Annotated in this window: 10 protein-coding genes and 1 pseudogene; 3 read left to right on the top strand and 8 right to left on the bottom strand. The window is 42.6% G+C overall.

Annotated elements, in window-relative coordinates:
• Positions 1-53 precede the first annotated feature (53 nt).
• From C1N53_RS21255 to C1N53_RS21230, 6 genes are all read right to left on the bottom strand, one after another.
• The gene (locus C1N53_RS21255; RefSeq protein ID WP_137761210.1) at positions 54-2252 is read right to left on the bottom strand and encodes a GH92 family glycosyl hydrolase; all 2199 of its coding nucleotides are present in this window, start codon (positions 2250-2252) and stop codon (positions 54-56) included.
• Between the two features lie 83 nt (positions 2253-2335).
• Entirely contained in the window at positions 2336-3496 is a 1161-nt protein-coding gene (locus tag C1N53_RS21250; RefSeq protein ID WP_168194079.1) for a glycoside hydrolase family 76 protein, read from the bottom strand.
• A gap of 63 nt (positions 3497-3559) precedes the next feature.
• Positions 3560-4699, bottom strand: a complete 1140-nt coding sequence (locus C1N53_RS21245) for a SusE domain-containing protein (RefSeq protein ID WP_137761208.1) — start codon at positions 4697-4699, stop codon at positions 3560-3562.
• A 37-nt stretch (positions 4700-4736) separates the two neighbouring features.
• Positions 4737-6368, bottom strand: coding sequence for a RagB/SusD family nutrient uptake outer membrane protein (locus C1N53_RS21240; protein ID WP_137761207.1), 1632 nt, complete (start codon positions 6366-6368; stop codon positions 4737-4739).
• A 12-nt stretch (positions 6369-6380) separates the two neighbouring features.
• Positions 6381-9563, bottom strand: coding sequence for a TonB-dependent receptor (locus tag C1N53_RS21235; RefSeq protein ID WP_137761206.1), 3183 nt, complete (start codon positions 9561-9563; stop codon positions 6381-6383).
• Positions 9564-9665: 102 nt separating this feature from the next.
• The gene (locus tag C1N53_RS21230) at positions 9666-11081 is read right to left on the bottom strand and encodes a glycoside hydrolase family 125 protein (protein ID WP_137761205.1); all 1416 of its coding nucleotides are present in this window, start codon (positions 11079-11081) and stop codon (positions 9666-9668) included.
• An 826-nt stretch (positions 11082-11907) separates the two neighbouring features.
• On the opposite strand from C1N53_RS21230, the gene C1N53_RS21225 reads away from it, so the two are divergent.
• The 3 genes from C1N53_RS21225 to C1N53_RS21215 are packed head-to-tail and all read left to right on the top strand — an operon-like array spanning position 11908 to position 13748.
• The gene (locus C1N53_RS21225) at positions 11908-12315 is read left to right on the top strand and encodes a two-component system response regulator (RefSeq protein ID WP_137761204.1); all 408 of its coding nucleotides are present in this window, start codon (positions 11908-11910) and stop codon (positions 12313-12315) included.
• A 27-nt stretch (positions 12316-12342) separates the two neighbouring features.
• The gene (locus C1N53_RS21220; protein ID WP_206077593.1) at positions 12343-12735 is read left to right on the top strand and encodes a hypothetical protein; all 393 of its coding nucleotides are present in this window, start codon (positions 12343-12345) and stop codon (positions 12733-12735) included.
• Positions 12735-13748 (top strand): histidine kinase dimerization/phospho-acceptor domain-containing protein, encoded by a 1014-nt coding sequence (locus C1N53_RS21215; RefSeq protein ID WP_137761203.1) that lies wholly within the window; start codon positions 12735-12737, stop codon positions 13746-13748. Before C1N53_RS21220 ends, C1N53_RS21215 begins: the two co-directional genes overlap by 1 nt.
• Before the next feature lie 854 nt (positions 13749-14602).
• On the opposite strand, the pseudogene C1N53_RS22835 reads toward C1N53_RS21215, so the two are convergent.
• Together C1N53_RS22835 and C1N53_RS21205 are read right to left on the bottom strand one after the other, a co-directional pair.
• Positions 14603-14783: pseudogene (locus C1N53_RS22835) on the bottom strand (transposase); the annotation flags it as partial.
• Between the two features lie 57 nt (positions 14784-14840).
• Positions 14841-15998 (bottom strand): AAA family ATPase, encoded by a 1158-nt coding sequence (locus C1N53_RS21205; protein ID WP_137761202.1) that lies wholly within the window; start codon positions 15996-15998, stop codon positions 14841-14843.
• Between the last annotated feature and the right edge of the window lie 302 nt (positions 15999-16300).

The following is a 16300-nucleotide window of genomic DNA, read 5'->3' as shown; positions in this document are numbered from 1 at the left end:
TATATTCCTATAGGCCGGGATTCGTGCTTTTTGTTGATTGGCTCTTTCTCTAACTACTCCCCCGTTAGAATACTAACCTCTCCCCCATTCCTGAAAAGGTCGTGAGATACGAAATAGGTATTTTGAGACTTGCCGTTTACCAGGATGTTCTTCATGGCTCTACCGGGAGCAGGCTTTTTGATTACCAGTTCTTTCCCGTTTTCCTGCTTCCAGCGCACCTCGTCAAAAATAGGAACTGTTACTATGTACTCTGTATCTGCCGGAGAGAAAGGATATAATCCTAAAGCAGTAAACACGTACCAGGAAGACATTTCACCGGCATCGTCCATGCCGCAAAGAGCAAGGCCATGCTCTCCAATGCCGTAAAGCTCCTCTAATATTTTATCGATCATCTGCTGAGATTTTTCTGGCTTACCAATAAAATGATAGGAGAACGGCGCCTCGTGGTCTGGCTGGTTACCATGGCAGTACTGCCCAATCATACTTTCCACATTTCTGGCAACATATGTAGGGTTCCATGGCAGCGTGAACAAAGAGTCCAGTTTGGTTTCAAAGCCCTTAGCACCGCCGTAAAGTTTTACCAGGCCCTGCATATCATGTGGTGCAAAGAAAGAAAGCTGCCAGGCGTTTGCCTCTCGGTACATGTACTCGTAGTAAGGATACTGCGGGTTAAAGTTCTTCACCCACTCCCCATTCTCCAGCCTGCCTCGCATAAACCTGGTTTTAGGATCGAACATATTCTTGTAGTTGCCCGACCGCTGCATTAAGACTTTATAGTTATCCGAATCGCCTAATGCCTTCGCCAGCTGGGCCAGCGAGTAATCGTCGTAGGCATATTCCAGTGTTTTAGAAACACCTGCCTTTGCCTTTGTTTCCACATGTGGATTGGCCACATCGGGGTCAGAAATAAAGCCTTTCTCTATGTATTCCTTGATATGCGGACGAGTACCGCCTTCCTCGTTGGCATTGCGGAGCAGCAGTTCATAGGATTTCTTTACATCGAAACCATCTATGCCACGCAGGTAAGTACCTGTAATAAAGGGTGCCGCATGATCTCCATGAAAGAATGTAGGCATAAAGCCACGTTTATCTCCTATGTCGTTCATGGATTTGATAACATCGGTGGTTACCTGTGGAGAGAAGATACCAAGCAGTACCAGTTTATTGCGGTATGTATCCCATAAAGAAGGAACAGTGTAGTAATTGAAATCCGCTTTAACCGTGTTGTTCTTTACATCACTGTACTCTCCGTTCACATCGCTACGAAGCGCCGGCCATAAAAATGCTCTGTACAAGGAAGTATAAAAAAGCTCTTTCTGTTTTTCTGTACCACCTTTCACCTCTATTTTAGAGAGCTGTTTCTCCCATACGCCATCTGCCTCTTTTCTAACCTGTGCAAATGATTTATTCCCGATTTCTACCTCCAGGTTTTCTTTTGCATTGGCGGCACTTACAAACGATAAGCCAATCTTCATCTCTACTATATTGTCACTGCCGTTTTTCAGGCGCAGCAGTGCATACCCGTCTCTTTCTCCTTTTCGCTGCACATCCAGGTTAGTTATTTCCTGATTCATGGAAGCATAAAAATATATCTTATCCTCTCCCACATCCTGAAAACCTTGCACGGCGTTAGTTCCTACCTGTTCAATAGTCCACTCCCGCACCCTATTGTTTGCCTTCGATAAGTTAAATAGAATCTGTTTTTCATTTCCGTTCTGATAAACATACTGGTGATAACCAGTTCGGAGTGTAGAGGTGAGATTTACCTGAACGTCATAATCCTGAAGCAATACACTGTAAAAGCCTGGTGCTACTTCTTCTTTATCATGTGAAAATCGTGAACCAAAGCCATCTTTTGCTACGCCAGATATTGGGAGCACAGGAATGTTACAAAGGTTCCAGTGCCCTTTATTCGTATGTGTAAACGCATAAATTACGGTATCTTCGTATTCATATCCCGCACCCGAGCCAAATTCGGTAATCGGGCTTAACTGTACCATGGCATTGGGCAACGAACTGCCAGGGTATACCAGTCCTGCCCATACACGCCAGTTTTCGGGCGGAATATAACCTACAATTTTAGGATCTTGCAGCGGTGCAGTGCCTATCAGGGTATTTACATATTTGGTGTATCCTTTGCTCAGGCTTGCTTCATCATAGCCTGCAACGGTGTTCCCTTGCTGGCCTGTTCTTACACAAGCTCCAAGAGATAAGAGAATTAAAAAAAGAAGAATATTTTTCTGTAAAGTCATACTGTATAATGCCTTTGTTCGATTATATAAGTGCATTTAAACTGTAAAAGCCTTAGCTTTAAAATAAAAGCTAAGGCTTTCTACTAACCCAGTAGGTTGAGCTCTTCTAACCTGGCCATTGCCTCTATGAGCATCAGCCCGGATAACTGTGTAGAAGAATCTGTTTCGTTACCCGGCATTGTTTTCCAGTCGGGGCTAATCATGAGGGACGGCCTGTGTATGCCTTTGCTGTAAAGCGTTTCCGCATTATACTTCAGGAAGTTGATAATCTTGCTCCGATCTGCTGCAGCCAGATTAGGCTGTTCTACCAAACGCACCAGGTAGCGCACCAAAATACCTTTGAATAAACCTCCGTCACCCTGGTTTTCGCTTCTCAGAATTCCTCCCGGCGAGAGTTCCGGGTTATTCATGGTAGTGTTTGCTGTACGCACTGCATCCGATAGATAAGCCTGTTCTCCTGTTATTTTGTATAGCTCCTCTGCAGCTCCGATAAACACTCCCTGGTTATAGGTAAACAACCAATTTTTGTCGATTTCGCCATTTCCGGTTCTGTTAATGCCGTCCCATACAATTCCTGTGGCAGGATCTACTAAGGTAGACTTTAGCCAGGTGTAAAGGGTTTTTGCCAGCTCCAGATCTTCTTCTTTCTCTTGCAGCTGGTAAAGCCTTGCTGCCAGAATAATAGCAGGGGCATTAGCCGGTGTGTTTTTGTAAGCCAACTGCGACTTTCGCCAGGCTATACCTCCCCCTTGGTTATCGTTCAAGCCAGTTTTTATATCTGTCCAGAGGATAGTGGTCGCATCCAGAAAAGCAGCATCTCCGGTGGCATCGTAAGCACGCAGACTCGAAAGCGCAAGCCACTCCATGTCATCATAATACTCGTTCGGAAACTGGCCGTTGTTCTTATCTTTGATACCATTCAGCAGAGCCTTCATCCGCTGTACATAGGCGGCATCGTCTGTTCTTTCGTAAGCATCTACCAGTACATCCAGCGCATGCGCGTTCCACCAATAATTAAAGAAGGTATTACCTGTGTTATTTTGCACAAAGTATTTGCCGTCTGTTGACAAAAACACATCGTAAGTTTTGTCTTGCAAAGAGTCGGCTGTAGCAGCCCAGTTGATAGTTACGACAGGTGTTTGCCGGTCATACAGTGGAATTGGCTCCTCATCGCATGAACTAAAAATCAGCATGGATGAGAGGAGTCCTATAGATAATAAAAATCGTGTTGCCTTTCTTTTCATAAAAATCATACATTAACTATCAGCTCCTTGCCAGTGCGCTGCACTGGCAAGGAACTGAATCGTTTATTTGACAGTTACTGAGTGGGTATAATTGTTAGCCGTAGCACTGAAGTCTACTTTAATATCAGCATTACGACGATCTGCATCTCCATTAAACTTGAAAGAGAAGTCGTAGCGGGAACCATCCACCGGGTACATAAACCAATAAGATGGAGCTGAACTACTTGTAGGACGGCTGTTATCCCTGTTCTGGCTTCCAAACCATTCCATAGACTCCTCACCTGCTGCGTTTACAACTGTAAAGCGGAACTTATAGCGTTCATCTCTTCCCCATGACTCCTGGAAGAATTCGACCTGAGCATTTTTAATTTCCCAGGTACTGTTACCTACATAAGGCAGATTATACCAGATCTTATCTTCGGCCGAGAACCACAAGCCTACGGATTTTATTTCTGTGAATGTGGCAGAAGCATTGTTCATGTTAAGGGAAATGCGGTATACTTTTTCATCACCAGAAACTATTGTAGTTCCACCTTCTACCATTTTACCTTCGCTGATAGAATAAGTCGTTGGTGAACCACTATTACTAGCTGCAAAGTTGTAAGTACCTGGCTTAAGGGAAGTATAAAGTTCAAAAACACCTGACCTTAATTGCTTGAACGGTATGGCATTGCCTAAGTCTTCACCAGCTTCTGTAGCAGAACCAATCAGGTATAAGGCAGAAGGAATCTCACTAAATCCTTCAGGGCGTTCCAATTCTAATACATGATGTACACTTGATTTCTTTACATTGATTCCCTTTGAAGAGAAGACAGTCCATTTAACCTTACCAACGCTCTGAGCAGGTATACCTGCCCTGTCAGCGATCTGGTTTAGATCAGAATAGCTCATCGTCAGCGTATTACCTGTGCCATTATTATCTGCTTCTATGGTATAAAGTGGATCCGAGAAATCCCCGTTTTCTTCATCGAAAGCTACCTCATAAAATACAAGGCCATTGTCTTCTGCCCTGGCTTTGCCCCACTCAAATACAGCGCTTCCTGAAGCAGGCTCCAGTTTTATAAACTTGTTATTTTCCGGAGTAAAAAGATTGGTTACCTCGGTAACCTGTGTGTGGTCCAGTTCTTTATCTTTCCCGCAACCAACTAAGGCCAACAAGGCTGCAATACAGGTAAAGTAAAATAGGTTATAATGTTTTTTCATATCTAAATAAGTTTAAATCTTAAGATTGATTGTTGAACTACCAGTTAGGATTTTGAGTGAGGTTAGGGTTAAGCGCTCTTTCATCACGTGGGATCGGCCACAGGTAATGCCTGTTTTCATCAAAAGTTCTTTGGTTTACCCTGATGTAACCATTATCAACCGAAGCCGATCCGAATTTCGCCCCATGCACCCAGCCATTTAGTACTTCATCTCCGATTCTCCACCTGCGGATATCAAAGATGCGGAGTCCTTCCATAGCCAACTCTGTACGACGCTCATTCCGGATCACATCTCGCAACCCTGACTGCCCTAAACTTCCATCATAGTTCAGTGCCTCCGGATTGGTAAAGCCTGCACGTTCACGCAATGCTCTTACGCTCTGGTTCCACACGGCCTCATTCATCTGCCCAAGCTCATTTTTAGCCTCTGCATGCATGAGCAGCACATCCGCATAGCGAATCAGAATCAGGTTCAGACCGGATAAAAAGTTCGTAGATGAGGTTGGGTCGTAATACTTGCGGATGTAATACCCAGTAGGCGAACTTACAGCACCCGGTCTGTATTCATCTAAAGCTGAGCTATTAGGATCTGAGCCGGGTTTGGTATAAATAGTTGTGGTTGTACCATTTGGTCTGCTCCACTGGTAGCCATGATACACTATAGTATAAGTTAGCCGTGGATCCCTATTGGTATATGGATTTTCTTCACTATAACCTGAGCCTTCCTGATTAATCCTTTTACCATTGGCCATGATGTAGCTATCTACCAGTTCCTGCGTCGGTGCCAGGGCATTGAGCCTGGCACCAACTGCCAGTGGAGCAATATCAAAAAAGTGATTATATGCCCTATCCAGAGGCACGAACTGCAGGTCAAGTATTACTTCACTATTATTTTCGTTCTGAGGCAGGAACAGTCCTTCATAAGATGGAAACAGGCTGTATGTACCATACTCATTTCCATTTATCAATTGTTCTGTGGTTGTCACCACCTCCTGCCAGCGCCCTTCATACAACAACGCGCGCGCTTTCAGCGCAACAGCAGCGCCTTTAGTTACTCTTCCTCGGTTCTGATCCGCATAAGCTGTATTAACAGGTAAAATAGCCGCTACTTCATCCAGTTCTCTCAAGACAAAAGAAAGCACTTCTTCTCGAGAACTTCTCGAAATTGATTTTGCCTCATCTATGGTTAGGTCACGCTCAAACAAAGGCACACCGCCAAACCAGGTCATTAGCTGGAAATAGTGATAGGCGCGTATAAACCGGGCTTCTGCCTTCATTCTGTTCATCAGGGCAGGATCCATGGTTGTAACGTTATCTATATTCTCCAGTATTATATGGCAGGTTTTGATGCCCTGGTAATGATAATTCCATTCTTCTTTAATTCTACCAAGCGAAGGATCATAGGTACCTGCAGCCAGAGAAGCTACGCCATTGGCGTCTCCTCTTCCATTATAGGCATTGTCCGACATACCTTCGTTATAGAAAAAATAATCACTACGGAACATCTGTGAATAAGCTGTATTTAAAACTGCATCTGCCTTTTCGGTAGTTGTCCAGTAATTAGCGTCTGTAAAGCTACCTATCGGCGCCAGATCAAGATCTTTACAAGCCGATGCAACGGTAAACAGCGCAACTAGTAAAGTCGCTTTTATGATTGATAATTTGTTCATGAGGTAGTTCAATTAAAATGTCACATCCAGACCAAACCCATAATAAACCGGAGTCGGATAAGCTCTTCCGCTGTTCGCACCAGAGTTGGAAAGATTGCTATTAAACTCTGTAACTTCTGGATCTAAAAAATTTAATTCGGAAAAGGTAAGTAGATTTTGTCCAGACAGGTAAGCTCTCATGCGCCTGATCCCAACTTTCTCAGTTAGAGTTGTTGGCAGTGTATAACCTAGTTGCAGGTTCTTTAAGCGAATATAAGCGGCATCGTACAAGTACATATCGGAGCCTCGTCTAAAGTTATTTTCTATAGACTGACTTCCGCTGGCTGATAATCTTGGATAACGGGCATCAGGATTTTGTGGTGTCCAGAAATCCAGTTGGTGCTGGTACATCACCTGTGAATAGTTAAAATGAAATGGTTCTACCAATTCACCTCTCACAAAGGCACTTCTTTTTCCAACCCCTTGAGCAAACAAGGTAAAATCAAACCCCTTTACAGCTACATTGTAAGTAAAGCCAAATGTATACCTTGGGAAAGGGTTGCCTAGCACAAACCTGTCATTCCCATCAATTACATTATCGCCGTTTACGTCTACATAGCGATTATCGCCAGGAGCAACATTTAAGCCTGCTGGTTTTGGTCCGCTCTCAACTTCATCCCAATTTTGAAAATATCCGTTGCGCATCAGCCCCACATAAGATTGGAATGGCAGCCCCACCCTTATGATTTTTTGCATTTCATCAGCACTTGTTATTAGCTCTTCTCCTTCGTAGTATAGCACCTTGTTTTTAGAGTCTGCCACATTAAATGCAAAAGAATGCTGAAACAGAGGGCCGTTGATTCGGTAGTTGACATTAACTTCCCATCCTTGATTCCTCATTTTTCCTGCGTTGTAGTCCCTTAATGCAGCTCCAAATACACCAGGTACGACAGGCGGAATAAGAATATCACTTGTTACCTTGTTAAAATAGTCTAAAGAAACGGTCAGGGCATTGTTAAAAAAACCAGCATCTACACCCGCATTAAAGGTTGCCGATGTCTCCCATCTTAAATCAGTGTTCGCAAATGTAAAACCTGTTCCTCCTACGGCCACATTGTTAAAGCCATAAGCATTTTGAAAAGTTGAATAGGTAGTTAAAAATTGGTAATCATCCACATTTTGGTTACCTAGTATTCCGTATGATCCTCTTAGCTTCAAATCGCCTAATCTTTCTCTATAGCCAGACATAAAGCTCTCTTCACTTATTCTATATCCTGCGGAAAAAGAGGGAAAGAACCCCCAGCGATTTTTGGGATGAAACTTGGAAGAGCCATCGTAACGGAAACTAAACTCACCAAAATATTTATCTCTGAATGAATATGAAGCTCGGCCGAAAAGAGAATTTAAGCTAGATTCTCTTGTTTCCTGATTTGTATTGCGAGAGCCTGTCAACTCTTCTGTTTCGCTTACTGGTGTGCCTAACTCCGGATCAGTAAATCTTCGATGAAGCCTGTTAGTCTGGCTTGTATTAGACTCATTCGAAACCCCTACCAGCACATTTACAAAGTGACTTTCATTGAAAGTTTTATCAAACTCTGCTAGAAACTGTGTATTCAAGAACAGAATCTTATCATTCTCATCATTTGTATTGCGTTCTGCACCAGAAGTACCGTTTGGAAAATAATCTACCTTCATGGTTCTTGCGAACTGGTGGTTTGAGGTAAGGCTACCGCCAAATACTCCTCTAAGCTTCAAGAAATCTGTAACAGCAAACTCAGCATTTACATTACCTAAGATATTGTCGTTATCGTACTTCCTGAAACCACCCTGCTCTAAAACACCCAACGGATTAAATTCTGATAATACATCATTGGTCAGATAGCGGCCTTGCTCATCTTTCAATCTATAATTATAATAGGTAGGTACCCTGCCGGCATCCACAATTAACGTTTGGGTAGAAGAAGAATGATCTTTTATTTCGGTACGGGCATAAGAAAGAATTGTAGTAAGCTTTAATCTACCTATATCATTGGTAAGATTCATACGGTAATTATACCGGGTTAAGCCATAATCAGGGCCAACCAGGTTACTGCGCTGGTCTGCTACGCCTGCTGAAATTAAAAACGTAGAGTTTTCGCTACCTCCCGAAACACTCAGGTTATGGTTTTGCTGCACGGCATTCTGAAGGATAGTATTTAAAAACCACTCATTATCTCCTTGTTCCTGGAAGTTCCTGATCTCCTCTGGCCCATAAATAGGAGACAGTCCGGCATTAACGGTAGCCTGGCTTCTAAGCAAGGCATTCTCGTAACCTTTTACAGGCTTATATAATACCCGAGGCTCCTGTATGCCTACCAAGCCATTGTAAGTGACTGTTGGGCGTGTATTTTTTTTCCCTTTTTTAGTGGTAACTAAAATCACACCATTGTTTGCCCTCGAACCATAAATAGCGGCAGTACCGGCATCTTTTAACACCGACACGCTTTCTATATCCGAAGGGTTAAGTAAATTAATATCACCACCAATAATACCGTCAATTACTACCAGCGGGCCATTATTATTCATGGTGCTGATTCCCCGGATGTTAAGATTAGCACTTTGCCCCGGCTCATAGCTTCGCTGCTGAATAATCAGGTTGGGGGATGTACCTTGCAGGGCCTGTACTGCATTCATGGCTGGCTTCCCTTCTATTACAGCCGAAGTAACCTGATCTACAGCTCCTGTTACACTTACACGCCTCTGGGTGCCATACCCTACCACAACTACTTCTTCCAATGCTTTGGCATCAGTTTTCATAGTGATATTGATCTCGGTTCGATTACTGATCGGTACTTCCTGTGTTACATAGCCTATGTATGAAAACACCAGGGTGCCATTCTCCTGGCCGTCTGGTACATTAACACTGAACCTGCCGTTTACATCGGTAGTAGCACCAACACCAGAAGCTCCTTTTAGCACGACAGTAACACCAGGCAGCCCCATACCATCTTCATCTTTCACCTCACCTGTTACGGCAACTGCTGCATTGGTGGAGGCAACAGTCTTTGTCTGCTGCTTTACATCAGCATGTTTGCTTGCATCGGCAAGTAGTTCTACTCCAGTACTTCCGACAGGAGTTCCTATAGCTGCCACTGCCTGTGGCACTGCGGCTACCTGTATGCCGGCAAGCAGTAAGGCAGGTAACAGTATAGGAATTTTGTAAAAAACTTTCTTCATAAAGAAATTTTAAAACGTTTTAGCATTCTAATTTTAATACCAACATTTATATTATCCCTGTCTGAAGGTTTCTCCAGACAAGGATGCACAGCACATGTTATTCTAGCTCAACAGCTTTGGATTTTCAGAATAAGTTTTCCACAGCAACTCGCCAAAAAGGGTATTTGCCCAGGCGAACCAGGAGCGGGTGAAGTTTTTAGGATCGTCTTTATGAAAAGATTCGTGCATAAAGCCGGTGCCTGCATGGGTTCTTTTCAGCACTTCAATGCATTCTCTCACCTCCTGTTGGTCCTGGCTAGTTAGCGCTCTCATGGTAATAGCCATGGGCCAGATCATATCCTGCCCCACGTGCGGACCGCCAATTCCTGCTGCCGCACTTCCTTTAAAGTAAAAAGGGTTGCTCTCCGAAAGCACAAATTTTCTTGTGTTTTTATAAATAGGATCAGATGCATCTACTGCGCCCAGGTAAGGCAGAGACAAGAGGCTTGGCACATTCGCATCATCCATAAAATAATGATTACCGAAGCCATCTGTTTCGAATGCGTATATTTTTCCATGGGTAGGATGCTCGGCCACCGCATGCTCTTTCAGTGCCTTCTCCACTTCCGCAGCTAAGCCTTTAAGATCATTGGCAGTTTGGTTATCTTTAACAATTTTTTCCATCATTTCGGCAGCCTGTCGAAGACTAACTACTGCAAAGAAATTGGACGGAATCAGGAATGAATATATAGTAGCATCATCGCTAGGCCTGAAAGCAGAACAAATCAGGCCTACGGGTTTAACCGGAAAACCATAGCCCTTCATAGGGAGAGTATCTGTTGCAAAAGGTGTTTCGCGCTGGAAGTGGTATGGCCCTAAATTTTCTTTGCGTTGTTGCTCCCTAAAAGTCTGGTATATCTTACGGATAGCCTGTTGCCATTGCGCATCAAAAGGTTTGGTATCACCTGTAGTCTTCCAATACTGGTAAGCAAGCCTGATCGGGTAGCACAGCGAATCGATTTCCCATTTACGCTCGTGCACCCCTGGCTTCATATCCGTTTTGTCGGTACTCCACTCTCCTTTCTTTTCAGGATCATCGTAGAAAGCATTGGCATACGGATCTTTCAGAACATAACTGGTTTGCCTGTTAATAACACCGGCAATTAACTGCTTTAGCGGCTCATCTTTCTTTACAAGCAAGAGGTATGGCCACACTTGAGCTGAACTGTCACGCAGCCACATAGCATCTATATCACCTGTAATTACATAGGTATCGGGCCGGCTGTTTTTTACCTGGTGCGTAACAGTGGTATCCAACGTGCTTGGGAAGCAGTTGTTAAATAACCAGGTAAGCTCTTTATCTTTTACATTTTTGCTAAATTCCTTAATAGCGGCTTCTACAGCCTTGCTTTGAAAATTTCGTTTCGAAGCCGCAACACGCACCACCGGAAAATCTTGTGAAGCAGCAAAAGCAAGCGGACTGACCATAGCCCCGGCTCCTAAAAGCAATGAACCCTGAAGGAATTTTCTCCTATCCATGTAATTATGTTTTTAATTAAGTTTAAGTATGTATAAATGTGCATTTGCACGCTTAGAAAGTCTCATTTCTGCAAAACCAAACTAAAAGGATTTAGCTAAATCAGTGTAAATTTATTCCTTCACATAGTATCCAGAAATAGGCTGATTTAGTCCGTAGCGTATTGGTAAAACGAACTTAGAACTTTAAAACAGAAAAAGCAAGCACTCACTAGCGAAGTTTTAAATAGTTTCAATTATTGAGTATCATCTCACTTCATGTAAGACTTCGAAATTAACGACTTAAAAAGATAAATAGCTGCAGGAAAACCTTTGAAGCCTCATTCCAAGAACAAAGCTCTACTGCGGTCGTTCAATAAAGGTTACGCCTGCATCGCCCTTTTCACTTATTCATTATCCAACGAAAACTCAAGAGGTTCTCCTGAAACACCAAAAGCCATTCAAAACAAATTATCGGCATCCGTGTTAACTCTGTATACTGCAGGAGCAGCTAAACAGAATTAGCAGCCTTGTTTTATATTTAATAGTGATATGCTAATGTTGACATAAAAGTTATAACTTGCATTAAGGAATTGTTCCCCATACCGGTTGTAAGTATTAATTTTTGATTTTTTTGTTCATTTTATAGAAGATTCCATAAAATGACAACTGACCTTGCACCTAACTCTAGTTACAGCTATAAAGAAGCACTGAATTCTCTAGAATTTAAACTTGTCCTGTTTCGCTACAGCCTGCTGTTTTGCAGACAGCGAAACACGCCTATTCAGTGACGAGCCGGAACAGGTGCAAGGGCAGAGGAGTATCTTCTTAATTATATATAGGTTGCAACATGTTCTTGTATGAAACAGTTTGGTTGATTGATGATGATCCGGTATCGAATTTCCTAACTGAATTCGTTCTCGAGGAAAATCAATTCAGCCGCCAGCTAGTAACTTTCACGGCTGTGAAAGATGCCCTATTGTCTTTAGATAAAGCCATTGCCGGAAACGCCACAGCTTTTCCTGATGTCATATTTCTTGACATCAACATGCCTGAGATGAATGGCTGGGACTTTTTGGATGCCTTTGGCTTGCTGCCAAAGCAATGTGTGGTATATGTGCTTTCCACCTCTACCTATGAAGATGATATAAGGCGGGCCAGAGAATCCAAACAAGTTGCCGCTTACATTCATAAACCCCTCTCCCATGAGGAACTCGACCGGATCAGAAAGCCATACCATATTCAACTCAACAGGTAATTACTTGTAAAATATTTTAACCTTTTCATGAAACCAACGCCCGCCCCTGACCCTAAAACAAACGATCCGATTGATGTGACCAGCACGAGCATCAAGTACTCTATTAGCCTGAGCTTTGAGGAAATAAGACTCCCCCCCTTTCAGGATATCCTTATCCTGGGCAAGAACTCTCCACAAGGTCAGTTTGGCCTGAATAAATCTTTTGAGTTACTGGCTCCTAACGGCTTTGAATTCTATGAGGTGGCAGACGAAAAGGTGGAGGCCGTGTTCATCAATAAAAGGCTGCTAAACAAGATTCCGGCAGCAAAGCTTCTACAGATTTTAAAGTCTAAAGTTTTCCAGTATGTTTCGGAAGGAGAACTGACTAAGGTAGACCTGAAGATATCGATGTCATACAGCAACATAGAGTATGAAGTCTGATGATACCTATTACTAACTTTATCAGGAGCGATTTTAAAGCCATACACCCTTATACCGGAATCCAGCTTATCAAAGGGGAACTGGCCGACAAGGGCGCCATGGTAGTACTGGAAGAAGATACACAGGCTTTTATAGGGCTTCTAACGCCCCTCGACCTAGTCCGTAAGCCGCACCTCCTGGTAGTAGACTGTCTTTCCTCTAAGCCATTACTAAAACCGGATAGCCGATTAGGAGAAGCACTGGGGCTGATGCAGGAAACCCGGCAAGAGGTGTTAGCTGTGGTTAACAACGAAGAAATGAAAGGGCTTGTCTTTAAAAATGATCTGGTACAATACCTTTCTACCCAAAAGGCCTGGCTGGAACGAAAGCGCCTGGAAGAGCTAAACATCATTGCACACCAGCAGGTAGAGATAGAAAAAGCTCTAAAAATAGAGAAGGCACTTTATCACAGCACCAAGTCTGCCCGGATTTTGCTGTCAACAGACGGGACAATCCTGTTTTTAAATAAGATAGCTTTTGAGAGTTGTACCGACGCGCACCGGAAATTGCTAGCGCCAGGAGCCAACTTAAGGGATGTAGCCAGAGAGATTCCTCATTTGGTTGGCAACGACTTTGAAGGAGACTTTAACAGGGCTCTGCAAGGAAAACATATGCGTATGGAGCACGAAGCGGCTGCAGGAGACACAAAGAGATGGTTTAAGATTGAGTACAATCCTGTTACGGTGGAGCAGGGCCTGTTAGGCGTTTCTATTGTGGCAACGGACATTCATGAGCGGAAACAGAATGAGCTTCTACTGGACAGGCATAGCCAGCTATTGCAAGAACTGATCTACACCCAATCTCACGTATTGCGGCGCCCTGTCGCTAATATCCTGGGATTAGTGAACCTCATTTCCAGAAAAGCACTCCTTCTTGAGGAGAACAAGGTCTTTTTAGACTTACTGGAGGCTTCCACCAGGGAACTGGATGAGATCATCAAAGACATTGTGAACAAGGCTTCCCAGTTGGAGTAGTTAATGAGCAGCTAATGATCAAGGGCTTTTAATAAACAGCTAAACTTGATAGTGTGCCTTTATCATATTCACAAGAGGCTACGTGATACAGAGCTAAATACCTCCTTTTCAATTGTTAAAACCTTCGTACCTGAAAGCGAACGACCATCAGCCTACTAAATTACCCCACAACTATTCCGCTTGTTCCCTACTTCACTCCTCCTTTTGCACTCAAAATTAACGATTCAACCAAGGCTCCACAAAATATATATTTTACTGAAAATCAAAATAATATAGCAGATTCGGATACCAAAAGCCAAAAGTACTTTTGGCTTTTGGTATCCGAATTGTACTCCTTAGGATAGAAAAAAACTGAATGATTTAGCAAGGGTGCAGAAACGAAAAAGCCCATAAATCATTGATTTACGGGCTTTTTGCTGATTTTAGTATTCCTACCAGCAGAGAGTGAGGGATTTGCAACCCCGCCGTATATTATTGATTTACAATTATATAAACATCATAAAAAGCCAAGGTATCCGAATTTGCCCCCTCGGCTAACTTCAGTATTTTCTCATTACGAATATAAGTTTTTTAATTTACATATTCAACTAGTATGAGAGATTACAACTAACATCAACTGCATAACGATAGAATTCCCTTTGGGATACACAAAAAGCATCCAGAGTTATCTAGTTTCGTTTTTTATAACTTCTGACACTATTAGGCCACTGAAATAAATTTCCACTCCCCCATGTGTTATAAGGTGCCCGTCAGTAGGGGCCAAAACTTCCGCTTTCGCGCTCTATCTCTAAGGTCTTCTTCCCTATTCTACAGCATCAGTTTAGTTTGTCCAGGCACAGGTTGACCATCAGTTACTTTAACAGCTGGATCTCTTCCTTTAGTTGCCGCAGCTTCCGTAGTTTAGATACCCCTAATCCACTTATTTTTTCTTCCAGTTATAGAAGGTGGCTTCAGAAATACTATTTTGCGACAGACTTCTCCTACTTTAATACCTGTCTCAGCTTGCTTGAGGGCGAAGATAATCTGCGTCTTTATAAATCTAGTTTTTTACATGTCAATTCACATTTGGTTCTGTGCGCTTATTGACCATTTCTATATTTTAAAGGTGTTCATTTTTGGGGAGGAGGTCAAAGCTATTTGTGAACAATATTCTTGGAACTGAGCGGGGGGTTCCTCAATATCCGTTTTAATGTGCTCTAAAACTTCGCTCAACTTGTCTTCAAACTCACCTAAAATTTTTGTTGCCATTTCTATCTTGTTTTCTTTCTTCATATAAGTCAACTCAATGGCTCTGTCAATTCTACCCGGCCTCGAAGACACAAACACCTGAGTACCATCTACCAGAGTCTTCGGAACCCCAATAGCAGAATCAATTTTAGTTATGTCATTTGTTGTTATAATCGTAAATATTCCATCTGATTTATCAACACCATCTATACAATTCAGAAGTGTATCAAAGGTGAGAGGCGTCTTCATGGCTCCGCTGTTGTTGTCGTTATCGTCATGGTCGCCACTAAGCGTTCTTGAAAATGTTAAAGGGTTTTGACAGATGTTTTTCCTTTTATCAAACACATTGTCAATATCTTCAATTAAGGCGATGCATGGTATATTTAGTTGCATACTCTGCCAAGAGCTAATCAGATCATTGTTCGACATTTGGGCCAAAGAAAAAAAGTAGATAGGCATATCCAGATCTTCGGCAAAAGGCTTGGCCAAAGCAGTTTTACCTGTCCCGGGTGGGCCATACAGCAACCACCCCCGTTTCCATGGTATATTTTTCTCCTTATACCATTCCTTGCTCTTCACCCATAACATAAGTTCCTTCACCTCATTGGGGAAAAACAAATTTTCAAGTGCATTTCCGTTACTTTTCCTTTCTCTACCTAATTCATCTTGCTTAACCCCTAGTATCCTGTATTGGCTTTGTTTATACCAGGCATAACCGACATTCCGTAACCCTCTTTCATTTCCTCCATACTCCCTCTCAGGAAAGTAGAAAATGTCAAATCTATTCGAATTCGCTTCGTCTTCATCAATATTCCAGTTCATGTTATTTCTAGCCACCACAGAGTTCTCCACAATTTCATCCGTGTCTAATGTTCCTCTTAAGCTCAAAATATAGGAATAGGTCTTCTCTGTATCATCCGCTCCTCCATGTGGGTGTTCAGAATTACCCATATTGATGTTGGTCTGGCTAAAGAAGAAGGAGAGTCGAACACCAAGAAATTTCTTATTGGTTAAGAATATCATGATGAGGTACCGAATTTCTCATAGGGGACCAGCCCGTATTTGCCATTTCTGAACGATTCGTATTTTGTACCATATGCTTTGTTGTAGCCTGCCAGTTTTTTATGGTGAGTTACCAAATAAGCAATGACGGTATCATGTGCCTCTTCAGATTTAATTTCAACTTTTCAGAGAAAGGTGGATAGCATCATCCAAATGAAAGCCTTAATCTTATCCCAAAATCCACCAATGCACTGCTTTTAAGAAAATCTATAGTCATAGATCAAAATAAATTTTTAATAATCGTGAGTAATTTTTTTGAATGA

Origin of the sequence: Pontibacter sp. SGAir0037, assembly GCF_005491705.1 — a bacterium.
Classification (GTDB): Bacteria; Bacteroidota; Bacteroidia; order Cytophagales; family Hymenobacteraceae; genus Pontibacter.
Note: the sequence above shows the minus strand (reverse complement) of the source record. Positions and strands in the feature narration are given on the sequence as shown.